Consider the following 26,208-nt stretch of genomic DNA (forward strand, 5'->3'; position numbering starts at 1 on the left):
CCGGCCGGCCACGGCCCGATAGGAACGCGCATGTTCGAAAACCTTACAGACCGCCTCTCGCAAACGCTGCGCCAGGTCACCGGCAAAGCCAAGCTGACCGAGGACAACATCAAGGATACGCTCCGCGAAGTGCGGATGGCCCTGCTCGAGGCCGACGTGGCCCTGCCGGTGGTCAAGGACTTCGTCAACCGCATCAAGGAGCGCGCGGTCGGCACCGAGGTGTCCAAGAGCCTGACCCCGGGCCAGGCCTTCGTGAAGATCGTCCAGGCCGAGCTGGTCGAGCTGATGGGCGCGGCCAACGAGGACCTGGCGCTCAACGCCGCGCCGCCGGCGGTCATCCTGATGGCCGGCCTGCAGGGCGCGGGCAAGACCACCACCGCCGGCAAGCTGGCGCGCTTCCTCAAGGAGCGCAAGAAGAAGTCCGTGCTGGTGGTCTCGGCGGACGTCTACCGCCCGGCGGCGATCAAGCAGCTGGAAACCCTGGCCAGCGACATCGGCGTGACCTTCTTCCCCTCGGACACCAGCCAGAAGCCGGTGGCCATCGCCGAGGCGGCGATCCGCGAGGCGAAGCTGAAGTTCATCGACGTGGTCATCGTCGATACCGCCGGTCGACTGCATATCGACGCCGATATGATGGACGAGATCAAGCAGGTCCATGCGGCGATCCAGCCGGTGGAAACCCTGTTCGTGGTCGACGCCATGACCGGCCAGGACGCCGCCAACACCGCCAAGGCGTTCAACGACGCCCTGCCGCTGACCGGCGTGGTGCTGACCAAGGTCGACGGCGACGCCCGTGGCGGCGCCGCGCTGTCGGTGCGCGCCATCACCGGCAAGCCGATCAAGTTCCTCGGCATGGGCGAGAAGAGCGAAGCGCTCGACCCCTTCCACCCGGACCGCGTGGCCTCGCGCATCCTCGGCATGGGCGACGTGCTCAGCCTGATCGAGCAGGCCGAGCAGACCCTCGACCGCGAGAAGGCCGAGAAGCTCGCGAAGAAGATCAAGAAGGGCAAGGGCTTCGACCTCGAAGACTTCCGCGACCAGTTGCAGCAGATGAAGAACATGGGCGGCCTGGGCAGCCTGATGGACAAGCTGCCGATGCTCGGCGGCGTCAACCTGGCACAGATGGGCAACGCCCAGGGCGCGGCCGAGAAGCAGTTCAAGCAGATGGAGGCGATCATCAATTCCATGACTCCGGCCGAGCGCCGCGACCCGGAAGTGATCAGCGGTTCGCGCAAGCGCCGCATCGCCCTGGGTTCGGGCACCCAGGTGCAGGACGTGGGCCGTCTCATCAAGCAGCACAAGCAGATGCAGAAGATGATGAAGAAGGTCACCGCCAAGGGCGGCATGGCCAAGATGATGCGCGGCATGGGGAGCATGTTCCCCGGCGGCATGCCGAAGATGTGAGCCGCAGGCCCGCCTGCCTGGCGGGCCGACGTGCTGCGGCTTGCGGCGCGGGGCTTTAGCTCATAGAATATGCGGCCTTTCGGGCTCCGTGCCCGGGGGCTGCATTTCTTTTTTGCAAGCAAACCATAGGAACAATGTACGCATGGTAACCATTCGTCTGGCTCGTGGCGGCTCCAAGAAGCGCCCGTTCTATCACCTGACCGTGACCAACAGCCGCAACGCTCGCGACGGCCGTTTCGTCGAGCGCGTCGGCTTCTTCAACCCGATCGCCACTGGCGCCGAAGTCAAGCTCTCGGTCAACCAGGAACGTCTGAACTACTGGCTGAGCCAGGGCGCCCAACCGTCCGAGCGCGTAGCCCAGCTGATCAAGGAAGCCGCCAAGGCTGCCTGAAGTCGATGAACACGATGCCTGCGGCCGAGGAAATGATCGTACTCGGCAAGATAGTTTCCGTGCATGGCATTCGTGGCGAGGTGAAGGTGTATTCCTTTACCGACCCGTTGGACAACCTGCTGGACTACCGGCGCTGGACGCTACGGCGTGGCACCGAGGTTCGACAGGCTGAACTGGTCAGTGGCCGCGTGCAGGGCAATGTCCTGGTGGCGAAGCTGAAGGGCCTGGATGATCGCGAAGTCGCCCGCACCTATGCGGATTTCGAGATCCTGGTGCCGCGCAGCGAGCTCCCGGAGCTGGATGACGGTGAGTTCTACTGGAGCCAGTTGGAAGGTCTCAAGGTGATCGATACGAACGGGCAACTGTTCGGGATACTCGACCACATGCTGGAGACCGGCGCCAACGACGTGATGGTGGTCAAGCCCTGTGCGGGCAGCCTGGACGACCGCGAGCGCCTGTTGCCCTATACGGAGCAATGCGTGCAATCGGTGGACCTGGCAGCCGGCGAGATCAGGGTGGACTGGGACGCGGATTTCTGACCCGCAGGGTAGGAGTTTCAACCCATGTGGATCGGGGTCATCAGCATCTTTCCGGAGATGTTCCGCGCCATCAGTGACTACGGCATCACCAGCCGTGCGGTGAAACAGGAGCTGATCCGGCTCGAGTGTTTCAACCCACGCAACAACACTGATGACCGTCACCAGACGGTGGACGACCGGCCCTTCGGCGGTGGTCCGGGCATGGTGATGAAGATCAGGCCGCTGGAAGGCGCACTGGGCGATGCCCGGCAAGCCGCAGGCGGACCGGCGAAGGTGATCTACCTGTCGCCGCAAGGTCGCAAGCTGACGCAGGCGGCCGTGAAGGAACTGGCGAACGAGGAACGACTGATCCTGATCGCCGGGCGTTACGAAGGCATCGACGAGCGCTTCATTGAAGAGCATGTCGATGAGGAATGGTCGATTGGCGATTATGTCCTGTCCGGGGGTGAGCTTCCGGCCATGGTGCTGATCGACGCGGTCACGCGGTTGTTGCCCGGTGCATTGGGCCACGTGGACTCCGCCGAGGAGGACTCCTTCACGGATGGCCTGCTCGACTGTCCGCACTACACCCGCCCCGAGGTGTACGCAGACAAACGTGTTCCCGAGGTGCTGCTCAGCGGCAACCACGAACACATCCGGCGCTGGCGTTTGCAGCAGTCCCTAGGCAGGACCTGGGAACGACGTGCCGATCTTCTGGATTGCCGCTCGCTTTCTGGAGAAGAGAAGAAGCTGCTGGAGGAATACATCCGCCAGCGGGACGATAGTTAACGTATCGATGGCGAGCGCCGAGCGCTTGTCTTAGGAGCACTGAGATGACCAACAAGATCATTCAGCAGATCGAAGCTGAACAGATGAACAAAGAGATTCCGGCGTTCGCCCCCGGCGACACCGTAATCGTCCAGGTGAAAGTGAAGGAAGGCGACCGTCAGCGTCTGCAGGCCTTCGAAGGCGTCGTGATCGGCAAGCGCAACCGCGGCCTGAACAGCGCGTTCACCGTTCGCAAGATCTCCAACGGCGTAGGCGTAGAGCGTACCTTCCAGACCTACAGCCCGCTGGTCGACAGCGTCAGCGTCAAGCGTCGCGGTGACGTGCGCAAGGCCAAGCTGTACTACCTCCGCGAACTGTCCGGCAAGGCAGCGCGCATCAAGGAAAAACTGGTCTGAGTCCACGACTCCCAGTCGATCCGGAAAAAAGCAGCCCTCGGGCTGCTTTTTTCATGCCTGGGATTTGGTGGGAAGGTGATGGCAACCTGTAGGAGCGGGCCCTGCCCGCGATTTCGCGCGCAGGGCGCGCTCCTACAACTGTGCCTCCGGAACCGTGGGGCGCGTGCGTAGGACTCCGTCCGCGATCAGGCCAACAGACGACTCCCGGTTTCCCGGCTTCCCGGCCGCCTCACGGCCGCATGCTGACGCGCAGCGAAGCCTGGGACAGGTCGATGTCCTGCAGGCTCAGGCTGCCCATGCTCTGGCTCTGCGGGGCGCCGGCGACGCGGATGTTGTCGAAGCGCATCTCGCCGATGGAGCTGGGCAGGCGCAGGCTGATGGAGCCGTCGGGGTTGACGTTGGAGGCCAGGTGCTCGGTGTCGTAGACCACGTCCTTCATCGAGGTCTCGGCCTGTAGGCTGTCCACCACCGGCAGCACCAGGCGCGCCAGCTGCTTCATGGTGCCCACGCCGTCGCCGGCCTCGGCGCTGACGAACAGACTCTGCAGCGTCTCGTCGAAGCCCTGGGCGTTGATGCCGCTCATCTCGCTGTCGCTCAGCGGCTTCAGCCCGCGCGGCTGGTGGCTCTGGCCGATCGCCGGGGGCTGGCGCTGGATGTCCGCGCTGGCCAGCTGGAAGGGCCCGAGCAGGGCCGCCACCAGGGTGGCGGCCAGGCGCAGGTTGTTCTGCTTCTTCAGCGCCCGCTTGACCTGGCGCTCGCTGATCCAGCCCTGGGCGATCAGGGTTTCCCCCAGGCGCAGGCCGTTGCGCAACTGCAACTGGATCGCCTGGTCCAGCTGGGCGGCGCTGATCAGGCCCTTGTTGACGAGAATCTGGCCGAGGCGGGAATTCTGGGTATTGGACATGGTGGTGGACCACGTAGGCAAAGAATGATGGCGTGGTGCAATCATTGCTTCCGGCACGCCGCCTGTCACCCATCTTAGGATAGGCTGACGAAGGATTCGCCAGCCGATCCCGGGGCATTCCGACTATCGGTCGCCCTCCTTGCCGGCGGCGTCGGCGCCTTCTTCGATCAGCGCTATCACCAGCCAGCCCTCCCCGGGGGTCAGGGGCCGGGTGCTGCTGGCCACGTGCATCCAGCCCGACGGGTCGCGGGCGAACAGCAGGGTGGCGGCGTTGCCGTACAGCGCCTGGTACCGCTCCCAGCCGAAGCTCTCGCTGAGCAGGGTGCTGCGCACCTCGGCGCCGCGGGACAGCAGGCCGGCGAACTGCGGGTAGCTCAGCTCGCGCGGGCTCAGGTTCTGCCCGCGGTGCTGGTCGCTGGCGCGGTGCTTGTCGCTGCGCCGGCTCTCCTGGCCGCTGGTCAGGCTGTAGAGGCGGGCGCCGAACTCGTGGCGGAAGCGCATGCAGGCCAGGGTGTTCAGCTCGCCCGAGGGCGACAGGGCCAGCAGGTGGCCGAGGCCGACCAGGTCCAGGTGCGCCTCGGCATGCTGCGAGGTGGGATTGCCGAAGTAGGTGGGCAGGTTGTCCATGCGCGCGGCGCGGATGTTCTCCCAGCTGGAGTCGGTGAGCAGCACGCGGCTGCCGGCGTTCTTCAGCGCCGTGCCGATGGCCCGCGCCACCGGGTTGGCGCCGACGATGAGGAAGCCGCTGGGCGCCGGCTCCGCCACCTTCAGCAGGCGCGCCAGGGGCCGCGCGGTGGCGCTCTGCAGGACCACGGTGCCGATGATCACCAGGAAGGTCAGCGGCACCAGCAGCTGGGCCTGTTCATGGCCGGCCTCCTGCAGGCGGATGGCGAAGATCGCCGAGACCGCCGCCGCGACTATCCCGCGCGGGGCTATCCAGGCCAGCAGCGCGCGTTCGCGCCAGTCCAGCGACGAGCCGGCGCTGCTCACCAGCACGTTCAGCGGCCGCGCCACGAACTGGATCAGCGCCAGCACCAGCAGCGCCGCCGGGCCCAGGCCGAGCAGGGCGGACAGGTCCAGGCGCGCGGCGAGGACGATGAACAGGCCGGAGATCAGCAGCACGCTGAGGTTCTCCTTGAAGTGCAGGATCTGCCGCACGTCCACGCCCTTCATGTTGGCCAGGCACATGCCCATCAGCGTCACCGCCAGCAGGCCGGACTCGTGCACCGTCAGGTTGGCGCCGATGAAGATGCCGAGCACCGCCGACAGCGCGGCCAGGTTGTGCAGGTAGTCCGGCAGCCACTGGCGGCGTAGCACCTGGCCGAGGGCCAGGCCGCCGAGGATGCCGAAGGCGCTGCCGCAGGCGATCACCGCGGCGAAGGTCAGCAGGCTGTCGCGCCAGCCGCTGCCGGCGTCGCTGGCGGCGATGAAGCTGTACACCACCACCGCCAGCAGCGCGCCCAGCGGGTCGATGACGATGCCTTCCCAGCGCAGGATGTTGGCGATGGTCGCCTTCGGCCGCACCACGCGCAGCATCGGCACTATCACCGTGGGGCCGGTGACCAGGGTGAGGGTGCCGAACAGCAGCGCCATCTCCCAGCTGAAGTCCAGCAGCCAGTGCGTCGCCAGGGCGATCACGCCCCAGGTCAGCAGCGCGCCCCAGGTGACCATGCGCTGCACCACCTTGCCGATCTCGCGCCATTCGCTGAAGTGCAGGGTGAGGCTGCCCTCGAAGAGGATCAGCGCCACCGACAGCGAGACCAGGGGGAACAGCAGCGGGCCGAACAGCGCCTGCGGGTCGAGCAGGCCGAGCAGGGGGCCGGCGAGGATGCCGGACAGCAGCAGGAAGAGGATCGCCGGCAGGCGCAGGCGCCAGGCCAGCCACTGGCAGAGCAGGGCGCCGGCGCCGATGCCGCCGAGGGAAAGCAGAACGCGGGTTTCATCCATGCATGGGGTTCCTTGACGAGGGTTTGGCTGGCCGCGGACGGCCCGCCTGTGGAAGACTAGCCGCGCCCCGACCGCTTTAGAAACCGCCAGCGCATGACACCCGTTCCCCATCCCCTGATCGACCGTTTTCTCGACGCCCTGTGGCTGGAGAAAGGCCTCTCCGACAACACCCGCCTGGCCTACGGCAGCGACCTGGCGCTGTTCAACGGCTGGCTGGGAGAACAGGGCGTGGGTCTGGAGCGCGCCGGCCGCGAGCTGATCCTCGACCACCTGGCCTGGCGCCTGGCCCAGGGCTACAAGGCCCGCTCCACCGCGCGCTTCCTCTCCGGGGTGCGCGGCTTCTACCGCTACTGCCTGCGCGAGAACCTCATCGCCGAGGACCCGACCCTGCAGGTGGAACTGCCGCAACTGGGCAAGCCGCTGCCCAAGTCGCTGTCCGAGGCCGACGTCGAGGCGCTGCTGGCCGCGCCCGAGACCGAGGACCCGCTGGGCCTGCGCGACCGCGCCATGCTGGAGGTGCTCTACGCCTGTGGCCTGCGCGTCAGCGAACTGGTCGGCCTGACCCTGGAACAGCTCAACCTGCGCCAGGGCGTGGTGCGGGTGTTCGGCAAGGGCAGCAAGGAACGCCTGGTGCCGTTGGGCGAGGAAGCCATCCTGTGGATCGAGCGCTATATGCGCAATGCCCGCGGCGACCTGCTCGGCGGCCGCCCCAGCGACGTGCTCTTCCCCAGCCTGCGCGGCGAGCAGATGACGCGCCAGACCTTCTGGCACCGCATCAAGCACCACGCCAGGGTGGCCGGCATCGGCAAGTCGCTGTCGCCGCACACCCTGCGCCACGCCTTCGCCACCCACCTGCTCAACCACGGCGCCGACCTGCGCGTGGTGCAGATGCTGCTGGGCCACAGCGACCTGTCGACCACCCAGATCTATACCCACATCGCCCGTGCGCGCCTGCAGGAGCTGCACGCCCAGCACCACCCGCGCGGTTGAGCGTAGGAGCAACTGTCTTCTGGGCTCCCTCGTTCGCGGGGGTGACTGGATCGAAATTCGCGTCTCCCATGTCGCCCCATTGTAGGAGCGGGCCCTGCCCGCGATTCGCGCGCAGGGCGCGCTCCTACAGGAGAATGGCATGGCTCGGCCAGCGTAGGAGCGGACTTCGTCCGCGATGGGCCGATCCCGCGCGCCGTCATCGCGGATAAATCCGCTCCTACAGGTTGCCGCTACGTTCGCGCATCCGTAGGGCGAATAACCGTTCGCGGTTATCCGCCGCTTGACCTAAACCGGCTGCCGCCTGCGGCCTGTAGCCTCGTGCTACAAGCGTGCGGTTCGGTGGAGGGCCGCCCTGTGATAGTCTTCGGGGTTCATCCACAGGAGTTTTCCATGCGTCTGTCCCGATTCCTGGTTGCCGCGGCCCTGGGCCTGGCCAGCACCCTCGTCCTGGCCGCCGAGCCCGACCAGACCATCCGCAAGACCCTGCAGTCGCTGCAGCCCGACCTGCCCATCGAAGCCATCAGCGCCAGCCCGGTGCAGGGCCTGTACCAGGTCCAGCTCAAGGGTGGCCGCGTGCTCTACGCCAGCACCGACGGCAACTTCGTCGTGCAGGGCAGCATCTACCAGGTGAAGGATGGCGCGGCCACCAACATCACCGAGGTCGCCGAGGCGGCCGGCGTGGCCAAGACCATCAATGCCCTGCCCGCCAGCGACATGGTGGTGTTCCCCGCCCAGGGCAAGGCCAAGGCCCACATCACCGTGTTCACCGACACCACCTGCCCCTACTGCCAGAAGCTGCACGCCGAGGTGCCGGAGCTGAACAAGCGCGGCATCGAGGTGCGCTACCTGGCCTTCCCGCGCCAGGGGCCGAAGTCCCCGGGTGACCAGCAGCTGCAGGCGGTGTGGTGCTCCAAGGACCGCGCCGCGGCCATGACCGACATGTTCCACGGCAAGGAAATCAAGGCCGCGCAGTGCCCCAACCCGGTGGACAAGCAGTTCGAGCTGGGGCAGATGGTCGGCGTGCAGGGCACCCCCGCGATCATCCTCGAAAGCGGCCAGATGCTGCCGGGCTACCAGAGCGCCGGCGAAATCGCCAAGCTGGTGCTGGACACCAAGTGAATCGGGCCCTGCGCCTGATTTGACTAATGGGGAGCCGCTTCGTAATGTGCGGTTCCTTTAACCATGAGGCCGGGCGCTCGCCCGGCCTTCGTACGGTACGTCCCCGTCCTCGCCGCCTGCGCGCCGCGTGCCGGGGCGTACCCCGTTTGCCGCGATGATGGGGAGTTTCAGCGTGAAACCGGTGAAAGTGGGAATCTGTGGGTTGGGGACCGTCGGTGGCGGTACCTTCAATGTACTCAAACGCAACGCCGAGGAGATTGCCCGCCGTGCCGGGCGTGGTATCGAGGTTGCGCAGATTGCCGCCCGTCGCCCCAACCCGAAATGCGAAACCGGCAGCACCCCCATCACTGCCGACATTTTCGACGTGGCGAACAACCCGGAAATCGACGTGGTCATCGAACTGATCGGTGGCTACACCCTGGCCCATGAGCTGGTGCTCAAGGCCATCGAGAACGGCAAGCACGTGGTCACCGCGAACAAGGCGCTGATCGCCGTGCACGGCAACGAAATCTTCGCCAAGGCCCGCGAGAAGGGCGTGATCGTCGCCTTCGAGGCCGCGGTGGCCGGCGGCATCCCGGTGATCAAGGCGATTCGCGAAGGCCTGGCGGCCAACCGCATCAACTGGCTGGCCGGCATCATCAACGGCACCGGCAACTTCATCCTCACCGAGATGCGCGAGAAGGGCCGCGCCTTCGCCGACGTGCTCAAGGAAGCCCAGGCGCTGGGCTACGCCGAGGCCGACCCGACCTTCGACGTCGAGGGCATCGACGCCGCGCACAAGCTGACCATCCTGGCGTCCATCGCCTTCGGCATCCCGCTGCAGTTCGACAAGGCCTACACCGAGGGCATCACCAAGCTGACCACCGCCGACGTGAACTACGCCGAGGCCCTGGGCTACCGCATCAAGCACCTGGGCGTGGCGCGCCGCACCGACAAGGGCATCGAACTGCGCGTGCACCCGACGCTGATCCCGGCCGACCGCCTGATCGCCAATGTGAACGGCGTGATGAACGCCGTCATGGTCAACGGCGACGCCGCCGGCTCCACGCTGTTCTACGGCGCCGGCGCCGGCATGGAGCCCACCGCTTCCTCGGTGGTCGCCGACCTGGTCGACGTGGTCCGCGTGCTCACCACCGACCCGGAGAACCGCGTGCCGCACCTGGCGTTCCAGCCGGACGCGCTCTCCGACCACCCGATCCTGCCGATCGACGCCTGCGAAAGCGCCTACTACCTGCGCATCCAGGCCAAGGACCACCCGGGCGTACTGGCCCAGGTGGCGACCATCCTCTCCGAGCGCGGCATCAACATCGAATCGGTCATGCAGATGGAAGTCGAAGAGCATGACGGTCTGGTGCCGATGATCCTGGTTACCCACCGCGTGCTCGAGTCCCGCATCATCGAAGCCATCGCCGCGCTGGAAGCGCTGGATGACGTGGTCGGCAATGTCGTACGCATTCGCGTCGAACAGCTCAACTAATCGGGCTGCAGGCTACAGGCTGCAGGCGCCAGGCGGAAAAGCCTGAAGCCTGCCGCCTGAGGCCTGAAGCCAAAACCGAAGGTTTTGAACAAATGCGCTACATCAGTACCCGCGGCCAGGCGCCCGCGCTGAACTTCGAAGACGTGCTGCTGGCGGGCCTGGCCAGCGACGGCGGCCTCTACGTGCCGGAAAACCTGCCGCGCTTCACCGTCGAGGAGATCGCCTCCTGGGCCGGCCTGCCGTACCACGAGCTGGCCTTCCGGGTGATGCGCCCGTTCGTCGCCGGCAGCATCAGCGATGCCGATTTCAAGAAGATCCTCGAAGAGACCTACGGCGTCTTCGCCCACAACGCCGTGGCGCCGCTGCGCCAGCTCAATGGCAACGAATGGGTGCTGGAGCTGTTCCACGGCCCGACCCTGGCCTTCAAGGACTTCGCCCTGCAACTGCTCGGCCGCCTGCTCGACCACGTGCTGACCAAGCGCGGCGAGCGCGTGGTGATCATGGGCGCCACCTCCGGTGATACCGGCTCGGCGGCCATCGAGGGCTGCAAGGCCTGCGAAAACGTCGACATCTTCATCATGCACCCGCACAACCGCGTGTCCGAGGTGCAGCGCCGGCAGATGACCACCATCCTCGGCGAGAACATCCACAACATCGCCATCGAAGGCAACTTCGACGACTGCCAGGAGATGGTCAAGGCCAGCTTCGCCGACCAGGGCTTCCTCAAGGGCACCCGCCTGGTGGCGGTCAACTCGATCAACTGGGCGCGGATCATGGCCCAGATCGTCTACTACTTCCACGCCGCCCTGCAGCTCGGCGCGCCGGCCCGCTCGGTGGCCTTCTCGGTGCCCACCGGCAACTTCGGCGACATCTTCGCCGGCTACCTGGCGCGCAACATGGGCCTGCCGGTCAGCCAGCTGATCGTGGCGACCAACCGAAACGACATCCTGCACCGCTTCATGTCCGGCAACCGCTACGACAAGGACACCCTGCACCCGTCGCTGTCGCCGTCCATGGACATCATGGTCTCGTCCAACTTCGAGCGCCTGCTGTTCGACCTGCACGGCCGCAACGGCAAGGCCATCGCCGAGCTGATGGACGCCTTCAAGGCCACCGGCAAGCTGTCCGTCGAGGACGACCGCTGGACCGAGGCGCGCCGCCTGTTCGATTCCCTGGCGGTGGACGACGAGCAGACCTGCCAGACCATCGCCGAGGTCTACGCCGAGTGCGGCGAACTGCTGGATCCGCACACCGCCATCGGCGTGCGCGCCGCCCGCGAATGCCGCCGCAGCCTGGCCATCCCCATGGTCACCCTGGGCACCGCGCACCCGGTGAAATTCCCGGAAGCGGTGGAGAAGGCCGGCATCGAGGCCGTCCCGGCGCTGCCGGCGCACCTGGCCGACCTGTTCCAGCGCGAAGAGCGCTGCACCGTGCTGCCCAACGAACTGGCCAAGGTCCAGGCCTTCGTCAGCGCCCACGGCAACCGCGGCAAACCGCTCTAAGCCGGTCGAAAGAAAAGCCCGCCAGCTTGGCGGGCTTTTTCGTTTCCGGGGCAAATATCTGAGGTTATTGAACTTTTTCCTGCAGAAAGGGGTCTTTTCCTGACGTATCCGTTGTATCCCAGGAGAACCCCATGGACCGACTCGAGCCCCTGCTCGCAGCCATCTTCAGCCAATACGCCCACGATCTCGGACCCGCGCGTCCGGACGGTGGCCGGGTGCTGAGCCTGAGCACCTCCGAAGGCGAGGTCGTCCTGCGTCGCGTCCTCAGTGGCGACCAACTGGCCGACGAGCGCAATTGCCAGGAAGCGCTGGAGGCCATCAGCCGCGACCTGGCGGTCCAGGAGGGGCGGATCTGCAACGACGTCATCCACGCCCTGCGCCAGCGCGCCGCCCAGGTGCTCAGCTACGACGCCTGAGCCCGCCAGCTCCATCGAGAATGCCGCCGCCCCGGCCCGGGGCGGCGGCATTCGCGTTTCTATAGCCGCCCGCACTGCACCAGGCGGGCGCGGATGGCCCCGGTGGTGCGGCCATGGGCGCGGGCGATGGCGGTGACAGGTTCGCCCTCGTCGAAGCGCTGCAACAGGGCCTGTTCCTCTTCCTCGTTCCAGGGCTTGCCGGCCTGCTCCGGGCTCGGGCGCACCTTGCCCTGGGCTTCGAGGGCCTGGATGGCCTGGAACAGCGCGCGGATCACCTCCGGCGCCTGGCAGGCATCGCCGCCGGGAAGGGCTTGCCCGGTGCGCGGATCGAGGCCGTGGGCCAGCTTGCGCAGCGTGTCCAGGCAATGCGGGTTCGTTTCCATGAAGCCGTCTCCTCTGCGGAGCGTCCGGAATGGACGCCGAAAGGATCAGGTAGTGGATTTCCTGGTGCGGATCAGTCGGCCCGATCGCTTTTCCCTGTAGGAGCGAGCTTGCTCGCGAACCCAAGCCCGGCCCGCACGCCAGCCTAGCCGGCGAGCGACGTGCTGTTCGGCCACTGCGGACAGCGCCCTCTCCCGCTTGCGGGAGAGGGCTGGGGAGAGGGCAACGGACTTCGACGACACACTGGTGCTGGGCTTGGATCCGCTCCCCCTCCCTAACCCTCCCCCGCAAGCGGGAGAGGGGACCGTTGGGTAGAACGAAAGGCCCTGGCGTCAGCCGGAGGCATCCGTGAGCGATTCCGAGCCAACCGGCGAGTGACGATCTGCCAGGCCGCTGCGGACAGCCCCCTCTCCCGCTTGCGGGAGAGGGGACCGTTGGGCAGAACGACAGGCCATGGAGTCAGCCGGTATAGCCCCGTTCGCGAGCAAGCTCGCTCCTACAAGAGCGGGCGGGTGTGCAGGATGACTGCTTGGTTTCGCTTGACGCCGAACGGCTCCCTCTCCCTTCAGGGAGAGGGCTGGGGAGAGGGTTGCGGACGTCGACGACACACCGATGCTGGGCTTGACTCCGCACCCCCTCCCTAACCCTCCCCCACAAGCGGGAGAGGGGGACCGTTGGGCAGAACGAGTGGCCACGCAGTCAGCCGGTAGCCCCGTTCGCGAGCAAGCTCGCTCCTACAGGGGCGCGGCTCAAACTGATCCATCACGCCGCAGCGCGGCGATCTGTTCGGCGTCGTAGCCCAGTTCCGCCAGGATCGCGTCGTTGTGCTCGCCCAGCTTCGGGCCTATCCACTCGGCCGAGCCGGGGGTTTCCGAGAGCTTGGGCACTATGCCGGGCATCTTGAAGGGCTTGCCGTCCGGCAGCTTCGCCGAGAGGAACATCTCGCGGGCGAGGAATTGCGGATCGCTGAACATGTCCTCGGCGGAGTAGATGCGGCTGGCCGGCACCTCGGCCGCGTTCAGCACCTTCAGCACCTCTTCCTGAGGCAGTGAGCGGGCCCAGCGGTCGATCACCCCGTACAGCTCGTCGCGCCGGGCGTCGCGGCCGTCGTTGCCGGCCAGCTGCGGGTCGTCGGCCAGGTCCTGGCGGCCGATGGCGAGCATGAAGCGGCGGAAGATGGCGTCGCCGTTGGCGGCGATCTGCACGTGCCTGCCATCGGCGGTGGTGTGCACCGAGGAGGGGGTGATGCCGGGCATGATGTTGCCGCTGCGCTCGCGGATGAAGCCGAACACGTCGAACTCCGGGACCATGGACTCCATCATGGCGAACACCGCCTCGTACAGCGCCACGTCCACCACCTGGCCCTGGCCGCCGTTGACCTCGCGGTGGCGCAGGGCCATGAGCGCGCCTATGACGCCCCACAGGGCGGCGATGGAGTCGCCGATGGAAATGCCGGTGCGCACCGGCGGGCGGTCCTCGAAGCCGGTGATGTAGCGCAGCCCGCCCATGGATTCGCCCACCGCGCCGAAGCCCGGCTGGTCCTTGCAGGGGCCGCTCTGGCCGAAGCCGGAAAGGCGCACCATCACCAGCCTGGGGTTAAGCGCGTGGAGCACGTCCCAGCCCAGGCCGAGCTTCTCCAGCACGCCGGGGCGGAAGTTCTCGATCAGGATGTCGGCCTCGGCCAGGAGCTTCTTCAGTACCTCGCGGCCGGCTTCCTGCTTGAGATTGAGTGTCAGCGAGCGCTTGTTGCGCGCCTGCACGAACCACCACAGCGAGGTGCCTTCGTAGAGCTTGCGCCACTTGCGCAGCGGGTCGCCGCCGTCGGGCGATTCGATCTTGGTGACTTGCGCGCCGAACTCGGCGCACAGGCGCGCGGCGAAGGGGCCGGCGATCAGGGTGCCGAGCTCCACGACCTTGAGGCCGGCGAGGGGTTTGGCGGTGGCGTTCATCGGGTGTTCCGTCGGTCGGGCAGTGTGGGGCGACTCTAGCGTGGCTCGCGGCCGACGGGTAGCCCGGCGGCGCGGGCAAAGCTGACCGATCGGTTGTGAAGGCGTTCCGCGATCGGCTCCGGGCGCGTAGAGTAGGGAGCATTCCCACACTTTTTTCAGGCCGGCCCGGGTATCCGCTCATGCGTGCCGTTGATCTTCCTCCTTCTGCCGACCCCATGCCGCCTGCGCCCCGGATGCCGAAGGAGGGCGCATGTCGCTGAGCCTGCCCACCCTGCTGCTGGTGGACCTCTACATCCTCGCCCTGGTCGGGGTGCTGATGTTCTTCGCCTGGTACGGCGGGCGCCGCGAGCCGACCCTCGGCTACATGGCCGGCATGCTCCTGCTCGGGGCGCTGTCCACCTTCCTCATCGCCCTGCGCAGCTTCGGCCTGGAGATGCTGGCCATCGTCGCCGGCAACGTGGTGGTGATGCTTTCCTGCGCGCTGCTGTGGACCAGCATGCGCGTGTTCGCCGGGCGCGCGCCCTACTGGCCCGGCGTGGCCGCGGGGGCCGTGCTCTGGTTGCTGCTGTGCCTGTGGCCGGCCTTCCTGCACACGATGGTCGCGCGCATCCAGGTCCACTCGGCGCTGACCGTGGTCTACTGCCTGCTCGCCGCCGCCGAGCTGTGGCGCAGCCGCCGGCGCCTGGAAGTGCCGCTGCGGCCGACCCTGGCCCTGCTGCTGTTCCACGCGGGCTTCTATACCCTGCGCATCTTCGTCGACCGCGGCGCGGTGCCGGGCGAGCCCTCGGGCACCTACACCACCCTGTTCACCCTGCTGGTGTTCGAGACCATGCTGGTCGCCGTCGGCCTGGCCTTCACCACCCTGACCATGGTCAAGGACCGTGCCGAGCTGAAGTTCCGCTCGGCGGCCCTGAGCGACCCCCTGACCGGCATCGGCAACCGCCGCGCCTTCATGGATTCCGGCGAGCGCCTGCTGCGCCTGTGCGCCGAACGCGGCGAGCCGGTGGCGCTGCTGGTCTGCGACCTGGACAACTTCAAGCGCCTCAACGACGCCTACGGCCACCCGGTGGGCGACCGCGCCCTGCAGGAGTTCAGCCGCATCACCGCCTCGCGCATGCGCCGCCAGGACGTGTTCGGGCGCATCGGCGGCGAGGAGTTCGCCTGCCTGCTGACCAGGGCCGGCACCGAGGCCGCCTGCCAGGTGGCCGAACGCATCCGCCGGGAGTTCGCCGAGGTTCCGTTCGTCGGTGAGGGCCTGTTCAGCGTCAGCATCGGCGTGGCCACCAGCGAGGAGGGCGGCTACGAGCTGGCGCGGCTGCTGTCGCTGGCCGACCAGGCGCTGTACCTGGCCAAGGCCAAGGGCCGCAACCGCATCGAGCTGTCGGCCTCCCGCCCGGGGCACGAAGGCCGCGGCCACCGCTGAGCGCGACGGGGGCGGCAGGGCGGGCGCAATCGGGGTAGACTTGCCGCCTTCGCATCGCTGGGATAGACCATGGCCCTCTCCGCCACCCCCTACAAGGCCGACATCAGCCTCACCGACCTGGACCGCGGCGTCTACGAGACACTGCGCTTCACTGTCGCCCGCCATCCCTCGGAAACCGAGGAGCGCCTGGCGGTCCGCCTGCTTGCCTTCGTGCTCTGGTACAACGAGCAGCTGGCCTTCGGCCGGGGCCTGTCGGACGTCGAGGAGCCGTCGTTGTGGGAGAAGAGCCTGGACGACCGCATCCTGCACTGGATCGAGGTCGGCCAGCCGGACAGCGAGCGCCTGGTGTGGTGCTCGCGGCGTTGCGAAAGACTCTCGCTGCTGGCCTACGGCAACCTGCGCGTATGGACCACCAAGGTCCTCGACGGCGTGCGCCACCTGAAGAACCTCAATGTCGCCGCCGTCCCCCAGGAGCCCCTGGAGGAACTGGCCCGCGACCTGCCGCGTTCGATCAACTGGACCGTGATGATCAGCGAGGGGACGATCTTCGTCACCGACGAGAACGGCCAGCACGAACTGCAACTGGAATGGCTGATGGGCGAGCGATAAAAGCCGCCGGAAAGGACACTGTACGACCGATGCGCATCGACCCCCGCCCGCTGCCGGAAACCCTGCCCGACCTCGGCGACCTGCCGCCGCTGCTCACCCGCCTGTACGCCGCCCGTGGCGTGAAGTCCGCCGAGGAGCTGGACAAGGGCCTGGCGCGGCTGATCCCGTACCGCCAGCTCAAGGGCATCGACGCCGCCGTGGCGCTGCTGGTCGACGCCTTGCAGAAGCGCCAGCGCATCCTCTACGTCGGCGACTTCGACGCCGACGGCGCCACCGCCAGCAGTGTCGGCGTGCTGGCCCTGCGCCTGCTCGGCGCGGCCTGGGTCGACTACCTGGTGCCGAACCGCTTCGAATACGGCTACGGCCTGACCCCGGAAATCGTCGCGGTCGCCCTGGAGAAACGCCCGGAGCTGCTGGTCACCGTGGACAACGGCATCTCCAGCATCGACGGCGTGGCCGCGGCCAAGGCCGCCGGGCTGCGCGTGCTGGTCACCGACCATCACCTGCCGGGCCCGGAACTGCCGGCGGCGGACGCCATCGTGAACCCCAACCAGCCGGGCTGCGAATTCCCCAGCAAGGCGATGGCCGGGGTCGGGGTGATCTTCTACGTGATGCTCGCCCTGCGCGCGCGCCTGCGCGAGCTGGACTGGTTCGCCCGCAGCGGCACGCCGGAGCCGAACCTGGCCGAGCTGCTCGACCTGGTGGCCCTGGGCAGTGTCGCCGACGTGGTGCCGCTGGACGCCAACAACCGCATCCTGGTGCACCAGGGCCTGGCGCGCATCCGCGCCGGCCGCGCCCGCCCGGGCCTGCGCGCGCTGCTGGAAGTGGCGGGGCGTGACGCCCGGCGGATCACCTCCACGGATTTGGGCTTCATCCTTGGCCCGCGGCTCAACGCGGCCGGGCGCCTGGACGACATGTCCCTGGGCATCGAGTGCCTGCTCTGCGAGGACGAGGCCCTGGCCCGCGACATGGCGGTGCAGCTCGACCAGCTCAACCAGGACCGCAAGGCCATCGAGCAGGGCATGCAGCGCGAGGCGCTGGCCCAGCTCAAGGAACTGCCGGTGGAGGAAATGCCCTTCGGCCTGTGCCTGTTCGACCCGGACTGGCACCAGGGGGTGATCGGCATCCTCGCCTCGCGCCTGAAGGAGCGCTACCACCGCCCGACCATCGCCTTCGCCGACGCCGGCGACGGCAGCCTCAAGGGCTCGGCCCGCTCGGTGCCCGGCCTGCATATCCGCGACGCCCTGGACGCGGTGGCCGCGCGCCACCCGGGGCTGATCAGCAAGTTCGGCGGCCATGCCATGGCAGCCGGCCTGTCGCTGCCCCAGGGGCATTTCGGCGCCTTCGCCGCGGCCTTCGACGCCGAGGTGCGCCGCCAGCTCAGCGAGGACGACCTCACCGGGCGCATCCTCTCCGACGGCCAGCTGAGCCTGACCGAGTTCCACCTGGAACTGGCCCGCGCCCTGCGCCAGGCCGGCCCCTGGGGCCAGCACTTCCCCGAGCCGTTGTTCCATGGGGTGTTCCAGATCGTCCAGCAGCGCATCGTCGGCGAACGCCACCTGAAGCTGGTGCTCAAGACCGAGTGCGGCTCGCTGCAACTGGACGGCATCGCCTTCAACGTCGACCGCGAGGTCTGGCCGAACCCGACGGTGCGCTGGGCGGAGATGGCCTACAAGCTGGACGTCAACGAATTCCGCGGCAACGAGAGCGTGCAGCTGATGGTGGTGCACCTGGCGCCGCGCTGACCCGCCAGCGCCTCCCATCGCAGGGTTTACGAGCGCCAGCTGCAGACAAAAAGAGACCCGCGCAAGGCGGGTCTGAAATCGCCGCAGGAGAGAACGCGGCGAGCGTGGTTCTTCTTCCGGGCTCAGGCGCTGGCCGGCTGCGCGCCGCGGCGGGCCAGGCGGCGGCGCCAGGCGCGGTACAGCGGCAGGCAGAGCATCGCCGCCACCAGGGCCCAGGTGCCGATGGCGATGGGGCTGGACCAGAGGATGCCCAGCTCGCCGTTGGAGATCGACAGCGCGCGGCGCAGGTTCTGCTCCATCAGCCCGCCGAGGATGAAGCCCAGCAGCAGCGGCGAGAGCGGGAAGTCGAGCTTGCGCAGGATGTAGCCGAGGATGCCGATGGCGACCATCAGGAACAGGTCGAAGGTGGTGGCGTGCACGGCGTACACGCCGATCGCGGTGATGATCGCGATGCCCGGCACCAGCGCCCAGTTCGGCACCGCGAGGATGCGGGTGAACACCCGGACCATGGGCACGTTGAGGATGATCAGCATCAGGTTGGCGATGAACAGCGAGGCGATCAGGCCCCAGACGATGGTCGGCTGCTCCTGGAACAGCAGCGGGCCGGGGGTGATGTTGTACAGGCTGAGCGCGCCGATCATCACCGCCGTGGTGCCCGAGCCGGGCACGCCGAGGGTCAGCATGGGCACCAGGGCGCCGCAGGCGGAGGCGCCGATGGCGGTTTCCGGGGCGGCCAGGCCGCGCATGTCGCCCTGGCCGAACTTGCCCTTCTCGCCGGCGTAGCGTTTCTCGGTCATGTAGGCCACCGCGCTGGCCAGGGTGGCGCCGGCGCCGGGCAGCACGCCCATGACGAAGCCGAGCAGGCCGCAGCGCAGGTTGACCACGAATACCGAGGCGGCTTCCTTGAGGTTGAACAGCATGCGCCCGCTGGCTTCCACGGCCTTGTGCCCGTGGTGGGTCTTCTCCAGCAGCAGGAGGATCTCGCTGACCGAGAACAGGCCCAGCACCAGGACCACGAACTGGATGCCGTCGGCCACGTGGATGCTGTCGAAGGTGAAGCGGTACACGCCGCTGTTGGCGTCGATGCCGACACTGGACAGGAACAGCCCGAGCAGCGCCGCCAGCAGCGTCTTCAGCGGGCGGTCGCCGGCCAGGCCGCCGAGCGCGACTATGGCGAAGACCATCAGCACGAAGTATTCCGCCGGGCCGAAGGCGATCGCCCAGTTCGCCAGCAGCGGGGCGAACAGCACCATGCCGCAGGTGGCGATGAAGGCGCCGATGAACGAGCTCCAGGCCGACAGCGACAGGGCCACGCCGGCCAGGCCCTGGCGCGCCATGGGGTAGCCGTCGAGGGTGGTCATCACGGTGGAGGCCTCGCCGGGGATGTTCAGCAGGATCGAGGAGATCCGCCCGCCGTATTCGCAGCCCAGGTACACCGCGGCCAGCAGGATCAACGCCGACTCCGGCGGCAGGCCGAGGGCGAAGGCCACCGGGATCAGCAGGGCCACGCCGTTGATCGGGCCAAGGCCCGGGAGCAGGCCGACCACGGTGCCGATCAGGGTGCCGATCAGCGCGGTGATCAGGTTGTAGGGGCTCAGGGCGACGCCGAAGCCCTGCCCGAGATAGCTCAGGGTATCCATGACGGTGTCCTCAGAAGGGCAGGAAGTCGAGCACGCCCCGCGGCAGCGGGACGTCCAGGGTGCGGTCGAAGAGCAGGTACAGGCCGATGCTCAGCAGCGTGCAGGTGACCACGCTGACGGCCGGCCTGCCGCCGTAGAGCAGGGCGATGAAGCTGCCCACCAGGGCGCTGGCGAGGATGAAGCCCTGCGGCTCGAAGAGCCCGGCGTAGACCAGCAGCAGGCCGACGCACGCCACCACCTTGCGCAGCAGCGCGCCTTCCAGCGGCTGCTCGTCGTCGTGGCGCACCGGCGTGGGCCGCAGGATAAGCCAGGCCAGGCCGATCGCCATCAGCGCCAGGCACAGCAGCGGGTAGGCGCGCGGGCCCACCGGTTCGTAGGAGAAGGGCGCCTGGTAGTCCCAGGCGATGGCCGCAAGGCCGAGGCAGGCCAGCAGCCAGGCACCGGCGAACAGCCGCTGCGGCAGCGAGTGGGGGGCGTGCATGTCGGGAACCTCGCAGCTTACTGGATCAGGCCGAAGTCATGGGCCATCTGGCGGTAGCGGGCGACCTGCTGCTTGACGTAGCTGTCCAGCTCCGGCCCGGTCATGGCGAAGGGGAACAGCTCGCGCTGGTCGCGCAGCCTGGCGAAGTCCTCCGAGGCCAGCAGCTTGTCGAAGGACGCCTTCCAGAACTGGTAGTCCTCGTCGCTGACCTTGGGCCCGACGTAGAAGCCGCGCACCACCGGCCAGACGATGTCGAAGCCCTGCTCCTTGGCGGTGGGGATGTCGGCCATGCCCTCGTCCTGCAGGCGCTCCTCGGAGAACACCGCGAGCAGGCGCATCTTGCCGGCGCGGATGTGCGGCATGGAGTCGGAGATGTCGGTGCTGCCCACCTGGATGTGCCCGCCGAGCAGCGCCGTGGCGATCTCGCCGCCGCCTTCCAGGGCGACGTAGCGCAGCCGTTTCGGGTCGATGCCGGCGGCCTTGGCGATCAGCGCGGTCTGCATCCAGTCCTGGCTGCCGACGGTGCCGCCGGAGCCGATCACCACCTTGCCCGGGTCGGCCTTGAGCGCGGCCACCAGGTCGGCGAGGTTCTTGTAGGGCGAATCGTTGCGCACGGCGATGGCGCCGTAGCTGGTGCCGATGGCCGCCAGCCACTTCACCGCGTTCTCGTCGTAGCGGCCGAACTTGCCCTGGGCCAGGTTCAGCAGCGAACCGCTGGAGAAGGCGGTGATGCTGTTGCCGTCGGCCGGGCGCTGGGCCACCACGGCGTTGTAGGCCACCGCGCCGACGCCGCCGGGCATGTAGGTGACGCGCATCGGGCTGGACAGCAGCTTCTCGTCCAGCAGGGCGCTCTGCGCCAGCTTGCAGGTCAGGTCGAAGCCGCCGCCGGGGGCGGCCGGGGCGATGCATTCCGGGCGCTTGGGCTCGGCCTGGGCGGCGCCGGCGAGCAGCGCGGCGGCGGCGAGGAGCAGGGGAAGGGTATGGAGCTTGGTCATCTTCGGGGCCTCTTCTTGTTGTTGTTTACCAGATCGCCAGGGAATAGGTGAGATAGACGCGGGTTTCGTCGGCGTTGCGCGCGAAGTTGGAACGGTAGGTGGCGTTGCGCAGGCGCACGCCGAAGTCCTTCAGCGGGCCGCTCTGCACCACGTACTTGAGGTCGGTGTTGCGTTCCCACTCGCGGCCTTCGCCGGCGCGGCCGTTGATCTCGGCGTTGTCGCCCTTGAGGTAGCGGTTCATCAGGGTCAGGCCGGGCAGGCCGAGCACGGCGAAGTCGAAATCGTGGCGCAGCTGCCAGGAGCGTTCCTTGGCTTCGGCGAAGTCGCCGACCTGGACGAAGTTCACCAGGTAGGGGTTGCTGCCGTCGATGTAGGGGAAGGCGCTGTCGCCGTCCATCTGCTGCCAGCCGACGCTGAACTTGTTGGCGCCGATGGCGTAGCCGAGCATGGCGTTGAAGGCGCGGTTGTCGATGCTGCCGCCGCGGGCGGCGCCGTCGTCGTCGCTGATCGCCAGGCGCCAGTCGCTGGTCAGCTTGCCGTCGCCCAGCTTGTGGCTGGTGAGCAGGCCGACGAAGTGCTGGCGGTACACCTCGTCCAGCTCGGCGTAGTGGTAGCGGCCGGTGAAGTGGTCGTCGAACTTGTAGTCGCCGCCGGCCAGGTCGTAGTGCTCGCCGGCCACGGTGCCGGTGAAGCGCTTGTTCTTGTTGTTCAGCGCCAGGTCCTGGGCGTCGGTGGAGTCGCGGTCGATGGCCTTCTCCAGACGCCCGCCGGTGAAGGCCAGGCCGGGCAGGTCGCGGGACTCCAGCAGGCCGCCCTCGAAGATCTGCGGGAACAGGCGGCTGTCGTTGGGCTGCAGGGTGGGCAGGTCGGGGACCAGGCTGCCGAGCCTGAGTTCGGTCTGCGAGACCTTGAACTTGGCGGTCAGCCCGAGCTTGCTGTACTCGTCGGCGGCGCGGCCGTCGTCGTGGGTGGGCAGCAGGCCGCTGCCGGTGCGATCGGGGCTGGAGTCGAGCTTCAGGCCGAGCATGCCCAGGGCGTCCAGGCCGACGCCGAGGGTGCCGTCGGTATAGCCGGACTGGAAGTCGAGGATGAAACCCTGCGCCCACTCCTCGCGCTTGGACTGGCCGGCGCCGTCGCGGAAGTCGCGGTTGAAGTAGATGTTCTGCGTCTGCAGCTTCAGGCTGCTGTCTTCGACGAAGCCGGCAGCGTCGGCTTCCCCGGCCAGGCCGCCGAGGGCCAGGGCCGCGCCGAAACCGGCGGGGAAGACACGGGAAAAGACGGGATTGGCCCCACGGGCCGGGTGCTGGACAGTCAGCATCGGTGGACTCCATTTCTTGTTCTTGTCTGGATGGCGCCACGCCGCCAACCGATTTGGGGACGATCTTCGTCGTCTGGGGGCCGATCCTAGCGCCGCTGCCTTTCACCAGGCTTTCAGCCGTTCACAGGTGATCACATGCGGTTACACTGCGCGTTCCAACCCCTGCCGAACGAGGAAGACCGCCGTGCGCATCCTTCTGGTCGAAGACCATCCGCAACTGGGCGACAGCGTGCAGCAGGCGCTCAAGGGCGCGGGCTGGACGGTCGACCTGCTGCGTGACGGGGTGGCTGCCGACCTGGCCCTGGCCAGCGAGGAATACGCCCTGGCCATTCTCGACGTCGGCCTGCCGCGGCTGGACGGCTTCGAGGTGCTGGCGCGCCTGCGCGGCCGCGGCAAGACCCTGCCGGTGCTGATGCTGACCGCCCGCGGCGAGGTCAAGGACCGCGTCCATGGCCTGAACCTCGGCGCCGACGACTACCTGGCCAAGCCCTTCGAGCTGAGCGAGCTGGAGGCGCGGGTGAAGGCCCTGTTGCGGCGCAGCGTGCTCGGCGGCGAACAGCAGCAGCGCTGCGGCGAGCTGGTCTACGACCTGGGCGCGCGGCGTTTCAGCCTGGCCGGCGAGCCCTTGACCCTGACCTCCCGCGAGCAGGCCGTGCTGGAAGCGCTGATCGCCCGCCCAGGGCGGGTGCTGAGCAAGGAACAGCTGGCCGCCCAGGTGTTCGGCCTGGACCAGGACGCCAGCGCCGACGCCATCGAGATCTACGTGCACCGCCTGCGCAAGAAGCTGGAAGGCGGAGCGGTGCGCATCGTCACCTTCCGTGGCCTGGGCTATCTGCTCGAGGCGGTCGATGCCTGAGGCGCCGCGGCGCCTGGCCCTGCCCGGTTCCGGCAGCCTGCGCTGGCGCCTGCTCTGGCGCCTGGGTGGGCTGCTGCTGGTGCTGTTGCTGCTGGGCAGCCTGACCACCTACCAGCGTGCCCGCCACGCCTCGGACATCGCCTACGACCGCACCCTGCTGGCCTCGGCGCGGGACATCGCCGACGGCCTCTACGACAGCGACGGCATGCTGCGCGCCAACGTGCCCTACGTGGCCCTGGACAGCTTCGCCTACGACAGCGCCGGGCGCATCTTCTACCAGGTGATCGACACCCGCGGGCAGTCCATCTCCGGCTACGAGAACCTGCCGGCGCCGCCCTCCGGCACCCCGCGCACCGACGACTACCCGGCGCTGGCGCGCTTCTACGACAGCGAATACCAGGGCCAGGGCGTGCGCGTGGTCAGCCTGCTGCAGCCGGTCAGCCAGCCGACGGTCAACGGCATGGCCGAGATTCGCGTGGCCGAGACCCTCGGCGCGCGCGAGCGCCTGGCCCGCGAGCTGCTCGCCGACACCCTGCTGAACCTGGCGCTGTCGGCGCTGGCCGCGCTGGTCATGGTCTGGTACGCGGTGAGTGCCGGCCTGCGCCCCCTCGACCGCCTGCGCGCGGCCGTGGAGGAGCGCCAGGCGGACGACCTGCGGCCCTTGCCGCAGGTGGCGGTGCAGCGCGAACTGCGCCCGCTGGTGGCGGCGCTGAACCATTTCACCGTGCGCCTGCGTAGCCTGTTCGAGCGCCAATCGCAGTTCATCGCCGAAGCCTCCCACGAATTGCGCACGCCGCTGGCGGCGCTCAAGGCGCGGCTGGAGCTGGGCCTGCGCGAGCAGGAGCCACGGCGCTGGCGCGAGACCCTGGAAGAGGCGGTGCAGTACACCGACCGCGTCACCGGGCTGGCCAACCAGTTGCTGTCGCTGGCGCGGGTGGAAAGCGGCGCGCGGGCCATCGCCGAGGGCGGTGGCGAGGCCATCGAACTGGGGAGCCTGGCGCGGGAGCAGGGCATGGTGCTGGCGCCGCTGGCCCACGCGCGCGGCGTGGCCCTGGCCCTGGAGGCCGAGCGGCCGGTGTGGATCAAGGGCGACCCGACGCTGCTCCACGAACTGCTCGACAACCTGGTGGGCAACGCCCTGGCCCATGCCGCCGGCAACGTGGTGATCCGCGTCGGCCCGCCGGGCGTGCTGGAGGTCGAGGACGACGGCCCGGGCATCCCGGCGGAGGAGCGCGACAAGGTCTTCGGCCGCTTCTACCGCAAGCGCCAGGAGGGCACCGGGCTGGGCCTGGCGATCGTCGGCGAGATCTGCGCCGCGCACCGGGCGCGCATCGAACTGGCCCATGGCGAGTTGGGCGGGTTGCTGGTGCGGGTGAGTTTTCCCGCCGAAGAGCAGCAGGCCGTCTAGGCCCCATCGTTGGCTGGAACACCGGAATGGCGGATAACGCTGTAGGCGTTATGCGCCCTACGGGGAGGAATGCCATGCCTCACAGCAATCTGCAGGAGCGGGCCCTGCCCGCGATTTCGCGCTCAGGCGCGCTCCTACAGGGGAACGGTGCGGTGGGGTGGCGTAGGAGCGGATCTTATCCGCGAATCGCGCCGGAGCGCCCGGCTATCGCGGAAAAGTTCCGCTCCTACGGGGAGGAATGCCATGCCTCACAGCAATCTGCAGGAGCGGGCCTTGCCCGCGATTTCGCGCGCAGGGCGCGCTCCTACAGGGGGACGGTGCGGTGGGGTGGTGTAGGAGCGGATCTTATCCGCGAATCGCGCCGGAGCGCCCGGCTATCGCGGAAAAGTTCCGCTCCTACGGGGAGGAATGCCATGCCTCACAGCAATCTGCAGGAGCGGGCCTTGCCCGCGATTTCGCGCGCAGGGCGCGCTCCTACAGGGGGACGGTGCGGTGGGGTGGTGTAGGAGCGGATCTTATCCGCGAATCGCGCCGGAGCGCCCGGCTATCGCGGAAAAGTTCCGCTCCTACGGGGAGGAATGCCATGCCTCACAGCAATCTGTAGGAGCGGGCCCTGCCCGCGATTTCGCGCGCAGGGCGCGCTCCTACAAGGGAAACGCCGTTCCGCGTGGGAAGACCGCTGCCGGCCCGTTACTGCAACATCCCCATCGCCGCTTCCATGGCCGCCGACAGGTCCTCGTCCTCGTTGAGGTTGGCCCGGGGGTCGATGCCCAGCTTGGCGAAGGACGGGATGCTGCTCCAGTCCAACTCGGTGAAGGGGTGCTGGCTGCCCAGGTAGCTCTGCAGGGTGGCGACCTGGACGATGTCCACGTAGTCGGCCTTGGCGGAGTCGCGGGTGAAGTCCAGGTAGTGGCCGGGCACTTCGGCGATGGGCGCGGGGAATTCCCAGGCCTTGAGGATGCGGTCGCCGATGACCGGGTGGATGCGCTCGATCACGTGGTTGAGGCTGATGGAGTCGGCCAGCAACTCGCCATTCTCCTCGGCGTAGGTGAGGATCGGCAGCACGCCGATCTGGTGCACCAGGCCGGCGAGGGTCGCCTGGTCGGGCATCAGCCGGGTGTAGTGGCGGCACAGCGCGTGGCAGATGCCGGCGACCTCGACGCTCTTGTTCCACACCTCGCGCATCTTGCGGTCGACCACGTCGGAGGTGGCCTGGAACATCTGCTCCATGGCCAGGCCCGTGGCCAGGTTGCTGGTGTAATTGATGCCCAGGCGGCCGATGGCCATCTGCAGGTCGGTGATTTCCTTGTTGGTGCGCAGCAGCGGGCTGTTCACCACCTTGATGATGCGCGCGGTGAGCGCGGCGTCGTTGCCGATCACCCGGGCCAGGTCATGGATGCTGACGTCCGGGTCCTCCGCCGCCTCGCGGACCCGCAGCGCCACCTCGGGCAGGGTGGGCAGCACCAGTTCGTCGTTGTCGATGGCCCGCAGCAGTTCCTGTTGTACTTTTTCGGCAAGCTTGCTCATGGCGTTTCCTTGAGGGACGCCGGG

At 68.1% G+C, this 26,208-nt stretch carries 24 protein-coding genes; 15 read left to right on the forward strand and 9 right to left on the reverse strand.

Annotated elements, in window-relative coordinates; all coding sequences use genetic code 11:
- Nucleotides 1-30 precede the first annotated feature (30 nt).
- The 5 genes from ffh to rplS all read left to right on the forward strand — a co-directional run bounded on the left by ffh (nucleotide 31) and on the right by rplS (nucleotide 3,497).
- A complete protein-coding gene (gene ffh / locus VV867_RS04235) occupies nucleotides 31-1,404 on the forward strand; it encodes a signal recognition particle protein (protein WP_109935028.1) in 1,374 nt (457 codons plus the stop codon).
- Nucleotides 1,405-1,546: 142 nt separating this feature from the next.
- Nucleotides 1,547-1,795, forward strand: a complete 249-nt coding sequence (rpsP, locus tag VV867_RS04240; protein ID WP_089391435.1) for a 30S ribosomal protein S16 — start codon at nucleotides 1,547-1,549, stop codon at nucleotides 1,793-1,795.
- 5 nt (nucleotides 1,796-1,800) lie between these two features.
- Nucleotides 1,801-2,334 carry a ribosome maturation factor RimM gene (gene rimM / locus VV867_RS04245; protein ID WP_371921163.1) on the forward strand — a complete coding sequence of 178 codons (534 nt, stop codon included), beginning with the start codon at nucleotides 1,801-1,803 and terminating at the stop codon, nucleotides 2,332-2,334.
- A gap of 24 nt (nucleotides 2,335-2,358) precedes the next feature.
- Nucleotides 2,359-3,102 (forward strand): tRNA (guanosine(37)-N1)-methyltransferase TrmD, encoded by a 744-nt coding sequence (gene trmD / locus VV867_RS04250; protein ID WP_089391436.1) that lies wholly within the window; start codon nucleotides 2,359-2,361, stop codon nucleotides 3,100-3,102.
- Nucleotides 3,103-3,146: 44 nt separating this feature from the next.
- On the forward strand, nucleotides 3,147-3,497 hold the full coding sequence (rplS, locus tag VV867_RS04255; RefSeq protein ID WP_009616363.1) for a 50S ribosomal protein L19: 351 nt from the start codon (nucleotides 3,147-3,149) through the stop codon (nucleotides 3,495-3,497).
- Nucleotides 3,498-3,726: 229 nt separating this feature from the next.
- Here rplS and VV867_RS04260 read toward each other — a convergent pair whose 3' ends face one another.
- Entirely contained in the window at nucleotides 3,727-4,401 is a 675-nt protein-coding gene (locus VV867_RS04260) for a hypothetical protein (RefSeq protein ID WP_109935029.1), read from the reverse strand.
- Nucleotides 4,402-4,524: 123 nt separating this feature from the next.
- The gene (locus VV867_RS04265) at nucleotides 4,525-6,348 is read right to left on the reverse strand and encodes a cation:proton antiporter (RefSeq protein WP_109935030.1); all 1,824 of its coding nucleotides are present in this window, start codon (nucleotides 6,346-6,348) and stop codon (nucleotides 4,525-4,527) included.
- A 93-nt stretch (nucleotides 6,349-6,441) separates the two neighbouring features.
- Between VV867_RS04265 and xerD the strand changes: the two genes are divergently transcribed.
- The 5 genes from xerD to VV867_RS04290 all read left to right on the forward strand — a co-directional run bounded on the left by xerD (nucleotide 6,442) and on the right by VV867_RS04290 (nucleotide 11,852).
- The gene (gene xerD / locus VV867_RS04270; protein WP_109935031.1) at nucleotides 6,442-7,338 is read left to right on the forward strand and encodes a site-specific tyrosine recombinase XerD; all 897 of its coding nucleotides are present in this window, start codon (nucleotides 6,442-6,444) and stop codon (nucleotides 7,336-7,338) included.
- A 390-nt stretch (nucleotides 7,339-7,728) separates the two neighbouring features.
- Nucleotides 7,729-8,457 carry a thioredoxin fold domain-containing protein gene (locus VV867_RS04275; RefSeq protein WP_109935032.1) on the forward strand — a complete coding sequence of 243 codons (729 nt, stop codon included), beginning with the start codon at nucleotides 7,729-7,731 and terminating at the stop codon, nucleotides 8,455-8,457.
- A gap of 172 nt (nucleotides 8,458-8,629) precedes the next feature.
- Complete coding sequence (locus tag VV867_RS04280) at nucleotides 8,630-9,934, forward strand: homoserine dehydrogenase (RefSeq protein WP_328565696.1); 1,305 nt, start codon at nucleotides 8,630-8,632, stop codon at nucleotides 9,932-9,934.
- Between the two features lie 92 nt (nucleotides 9,935-10,026).
- Nucleotides 10,027-11,436, forward strand: coding sequence for a threonine synthase (gene thrC / locus VV867_RS04285; protein ID WP_109935033.1), 1,410 nt, complete (start codon nucleotides 10,027-10,029; stop codon nucleotides 11,434-11,436).
- Between the two features lie 131 nt (nucleotides 11,437-11,567).
- A complete protein-coding gene (locus VV867_RS04290; RefSeq protein ID WP_089391444.1) occupies nucleotides 11,568-11,852 on the forward strand; it encodes a DUF3509 domain-containing protein in 285 nt (94 codons plus the stop codon).
- 59 nt (nucleotides 11,853-11,911) lie between these two features.
- Here the strand turns inward: VV867_RS04290 and VV867_RS04295 are convergent, their stop codons facing one another.
- Complete coding sequence (locus VV867_RS04295; protein WP_089391445.1) at nucleotides 11,912-12,235, reverse strand: hypothetical protein; 324 nt, start codon at nucleotides 12,233-12,235, stop codon at nucleotides 11,912-11,914.
- Between the two features lie 747 nt (nucleotides 12,236-12,982).
- Entirely contained in the window at nucleotides 12,983-14,182 is a 1,200-nt protein-coding gene (locus tag VV867_RS04300; RefSeq protein WP_109935034.1) for a CaiB/BaiF CoA transferase family protein, read from the reverse strand.
- A gap of 250 nt (nucleotides 14,183-14,432) precedes the next feature.
- On the opposite strand from VV867_RS04300, the gene VV867_RS04305 reads away from it, so the two are divergent.
- From VV867_RS04305 to recJ, 3 genes are all read left to right on the forward strand, one after another.
- Entirely contained in the window at nucleotides 14,433-15,605 is a 1,173-nt protein-coding gene (locus tag VV867_RS04305) for a GGDEF domain-containing protein (RefSeq protein WP_328565697.1), read from the forward strand.
- Between the two features lie 69 nt (nucleotides 15,606-15,674).
- Nucleotides 15,675-16,214, forward strand: coding sequence for a YaeQ family protein (locus VV867_RS04310; protein ID WP_109935036.1), 540 nt, complete (start codon nucleotides 15,675-15,677; stop codon nucleotides 16,212-16,214).
- Nucleotides 16,215-16,243: 29 nt separating this feature from the next.
- Entirely contained in the window at nucleotides 16,244-17,959 is a 1,716-nt protein-coding gene (gene recJ, locus VV867_RS04315) for a single-stranded-DNA-specific exonuclease RecJ (protein WP_109935037.1), read from the forward strand.
- 122 nt (nucleotides 17,960-18,081) lie between these two features.
- Here recJ and VV867_RS04320 read toward each other — a convergent pair whose 3' ends face one another.
- The 4 genes from VV867_RS04320 to VV867_RS04335 are packed head-to-tail and all read right to left on the reverse strand — an operon-like array spanning nucleotide 18,082 to nucleotide 22,393.
- Nucleotides 18,082-19,599, reverse strand: a complete 1,518-nt coding sequence (locus VV867_RS04320) for a tripartite tricarboxylate transporter permease (protein ID WP_109935038.1) — start codon at nucleotides 19,597-19,599, stop codon at nucleotides 18,082-18,084.
- A gap of 10 nt (nucleotides 19,600-19,609) precedes the next feature.
- Nucleotides 19,610-20,080 carry a tripartite tricarboxylate transporter TctB family protein gene (locus tag VV867_RS04325; RefSeq protein WP_328565698.1) on the reverse strand — a complete coding sequence of 157 codons (471 nt, stop codon included), beginning with the start codon at nucleotides 20,078-20,080 and terminating at the stop codon, nucleotides 19,610-19,612.
- Nucleotides 20,081-20,097: 17 nt separating this feature from the next.
- Nucleotides 20,098-21,075, reverse strand: a complete 978-nt coding sequence (locus VV867_RS04330; protein WP_328565699.1) for a Bug family tripartite tricarboxylate transporter substrate binding protein — start codon at nucleotides 21,073-21,075, stop codon at nucleotides 20,098-20,100.
- 25 nt (nucleotides 21,076-21,100) lie between these two features.
- Complete coding sequence (locus VV867_RS04335; protein WP_328565700.1) at nucleotides 21,101-22,393, reverse strand: OprD family porin; 1,293 nt, start codon at nucleotides 22,391-22,393, stop codon at nucleotides 21,101-21,103.
- Nucleotides 22,394-22,577: 184 nt separating this feature from the next.
- Here VV867_RS04335 and VV867_RS04340 point away from each other — a divergent pair, with 184 nt between their 5' ends.
- Both VV867_RS04340 and VV867_RS04345 read left to right on the forward strand, forming a co-directional pair.
- On the forward strand, nucleotides 22,578-23,249 hold the full coding sequence (locus VV867_RS04340; RefSeq protein ID WP_089391454.1) for a response regulator: 672 nt from the start codon (nucleotides 22,578-22,580) through the stop codon (nucleotides 23,247-23,249).
- Nucleotides 23,242-24,657: a sensor histidine kinase gene (locus VV867_RS04345; RefSeq protein WP_371921164.1), complete on the forward strand. Its 1,416-nt coding sequence runs from the start codon at nucleotides 23,242-23,244 to the stop codon at nucleotides 24,655-24,657. The genes VV867_RS04340 and VV867_RS04345 overlap by 8 nt, the downstream gene beginning before the upstream one ends.
- A gap of 690 nt (nucleotides 24,658-25,347) precedes the next feature.
- On the opposite strand, the gene VV867_RS04350 is transcribed toward VV867_RS04345, so the two are convergent.
- On the reverse strand, nucleotides 25,348-26,184 hold the full coding sequence (locus VV867_RS04350; protein ID WP_328565701.1) for an HDOD domain-containing protein: 837 nt from the start codon (nucleotides 26,182-26,184) through the stop codon (nucleotides 25,348-25,350).
- Between the last annotated feature and the right edge of the window lie 24 nt (nucleotides 26,185-26,208).

The organism is Pseudomonas sp. JH-2 (assembly GCF_036231725.1).
Lineage (GTDB): Bacteria > Pseudomonadota > Gammaproteobacteria > Pseudomonadales > Pseudomonadaceae > Pseudomonas > Pseudomonas delhiensis.

Excerpts from the sequence above, each read along its gene's own strand:
- rplS (WP_009616363.1), top strand. The coding sequence starts at position 3,147 with ATGACCAACAAGATCATTCAGCAGATCGAAGCTGAACAGATGAACAAA.
- ffh (WP_109935028.1), top strand. The coding sequence starts at position 31 with ATGTTCGAAAACCTTACAGACCGCCTCTCGCAAACGCTGCGCCAGGTC.
- VV867_RS04260 (WP_109935029.1), bottom strand. The coding sequence starts at position 4,401 with ATGTCCAATACCCAGAATTCCCGCCTCGGCCAGATTCTCGTCAACAAG.
- VV867_RS04265 (WP_109935030.1), bottom strand. The coding sequence starts at position 6,348 with ATGGATGAAACCCGCGTTCTGCTTTCCCTCGGCGGCATCGGCGCCGGC.
- VV867_RS04330 (WP_328565699.1), bottom strand. The coding sequence starts at position 21,075 with ATGACCAAGCTCCATACCCTTCCCCTGCTCCTCGCCGCCGCCGCGCTG.
- VV867_RS04305 (WP_328565697.1), top strand. The coding sequence starts at position 14,433 with ATGTCGCTGAGCCTGCCCACCCTGCTGCTGGTGGACCTCTACATCCTC.
- xerD (WP_109935031.1), top strand. The coding sequence starts at position 6,442 with ATGACACCCGTTCCCCATCCCCTGATCGACCGTTTTCTCGACGCCCTG.
- VV867_RS04350 (WP_328565701.1), bottom strand. The coding sequence starts at position 26,184 with ATGAGCAAGCTTGCCGAAAAAGTACAACAGGAACTGCTGCGGGCCATC.
- trmD (WP_089391436.1), top strand. The coding sequence starts at position 2,359 with ATGTGGATCGGGGTCATCAGCATCTTTCCGGAGATGTTCCGCGCCATC.
- VV867_RS04325 (WP_328565698.1), bottom strand. The coding sequence starts at position 20,080 with ATGCACGCCCCCCACTCGCTGCCGCAGCGGCTGTTCGCCGGTGCCTGG.
- thrC (WP_109935033.1), top strand. The coding sequence starts at position 10,027 with ATGCGCTACATCAGTACCCGCGGCCAGGCGCCCGCGCTGAACTTCGAA.
- rpsP (WP_089391435.1), top strand. The coding sequence starts at position 1,547 with ATGGTAACCATTCGTCTGGCTCGTGGCGGCTCCAAGAAGCGCCCGTTC.
- VV867_RS04320 (WP_109935038.1), bottom strand. The coding sequence starts at position 19,599 with ATGGATACCCTGAGCTATCTCGGGCAGGGCTTCGGCGTCGCCCTGAGC.
- VV867_RS04275 (WP_109935032.1), top strand. The coding sequence starts at position 7,729 with ATGCGTCTGTCCCGATTCCTGGTTGCCGCGGCCCTGGGCCTGGCCAGC.
- VV867_RS04300 (WP_109935034.1), bottom strand. The coding sequence starts at position 14,182 with ATGAACGCCACCGCCAAACCCCTCGCCGGCCTCAAGGTCGTGGAGCTC.
- VV867_RS04345 (WP_371921164.1), top strand. The coding sequence starts at position 23,242 with ATGCCTGAGGCGCCGCGGCGCCTGGCCCTGCCCGGTTCCGGCAGCCTG.
- VV867_RS04310 (WP_109935036.1), top strand. The coding sequence starts at position 15,675 with ATGGCCCTCTCCGCCACCCCCTACAAGGCCGACATCAGCCTCACCGAC.
- rimM (WP_371921163.1), top strand. The coding sequence starts at position 1,801 with ATGAACACGATGCCTGCGGCCGAGGAAATGATCGTACTCGGCAAGATA.
- VV867_RS04295 (WP_089391445.1), bottom strand. The coding sequence starts at position 12,235 with ATGGAAACGAACCCGCATTGCCTGGACACGCTGCGCAAGCTGGCCCAC.
- recJ (WP_109935037.1), top strand. The coding sequence starts at position 16,244 with ATGCGCATCGACCCCCGCCCGCTGCCGGAAACCCTGCCCGACCTCGGC.
- VV867_RS04335 (WP_328565700.1), bottom strand. The coding sequence starts at position 22,393 with ATGCTGACTGTCCAGCACCCGGCCCGTGGGGCCAATCCCGTCTTTTCC.
- VV867_RS04290 (WP_089391444.1), top strand. The coding sequence starts at position 11,568 with ATGGACCGACTCGAGCCCCTGCTCGCAGCCATCTTCAGCCAATACGCC.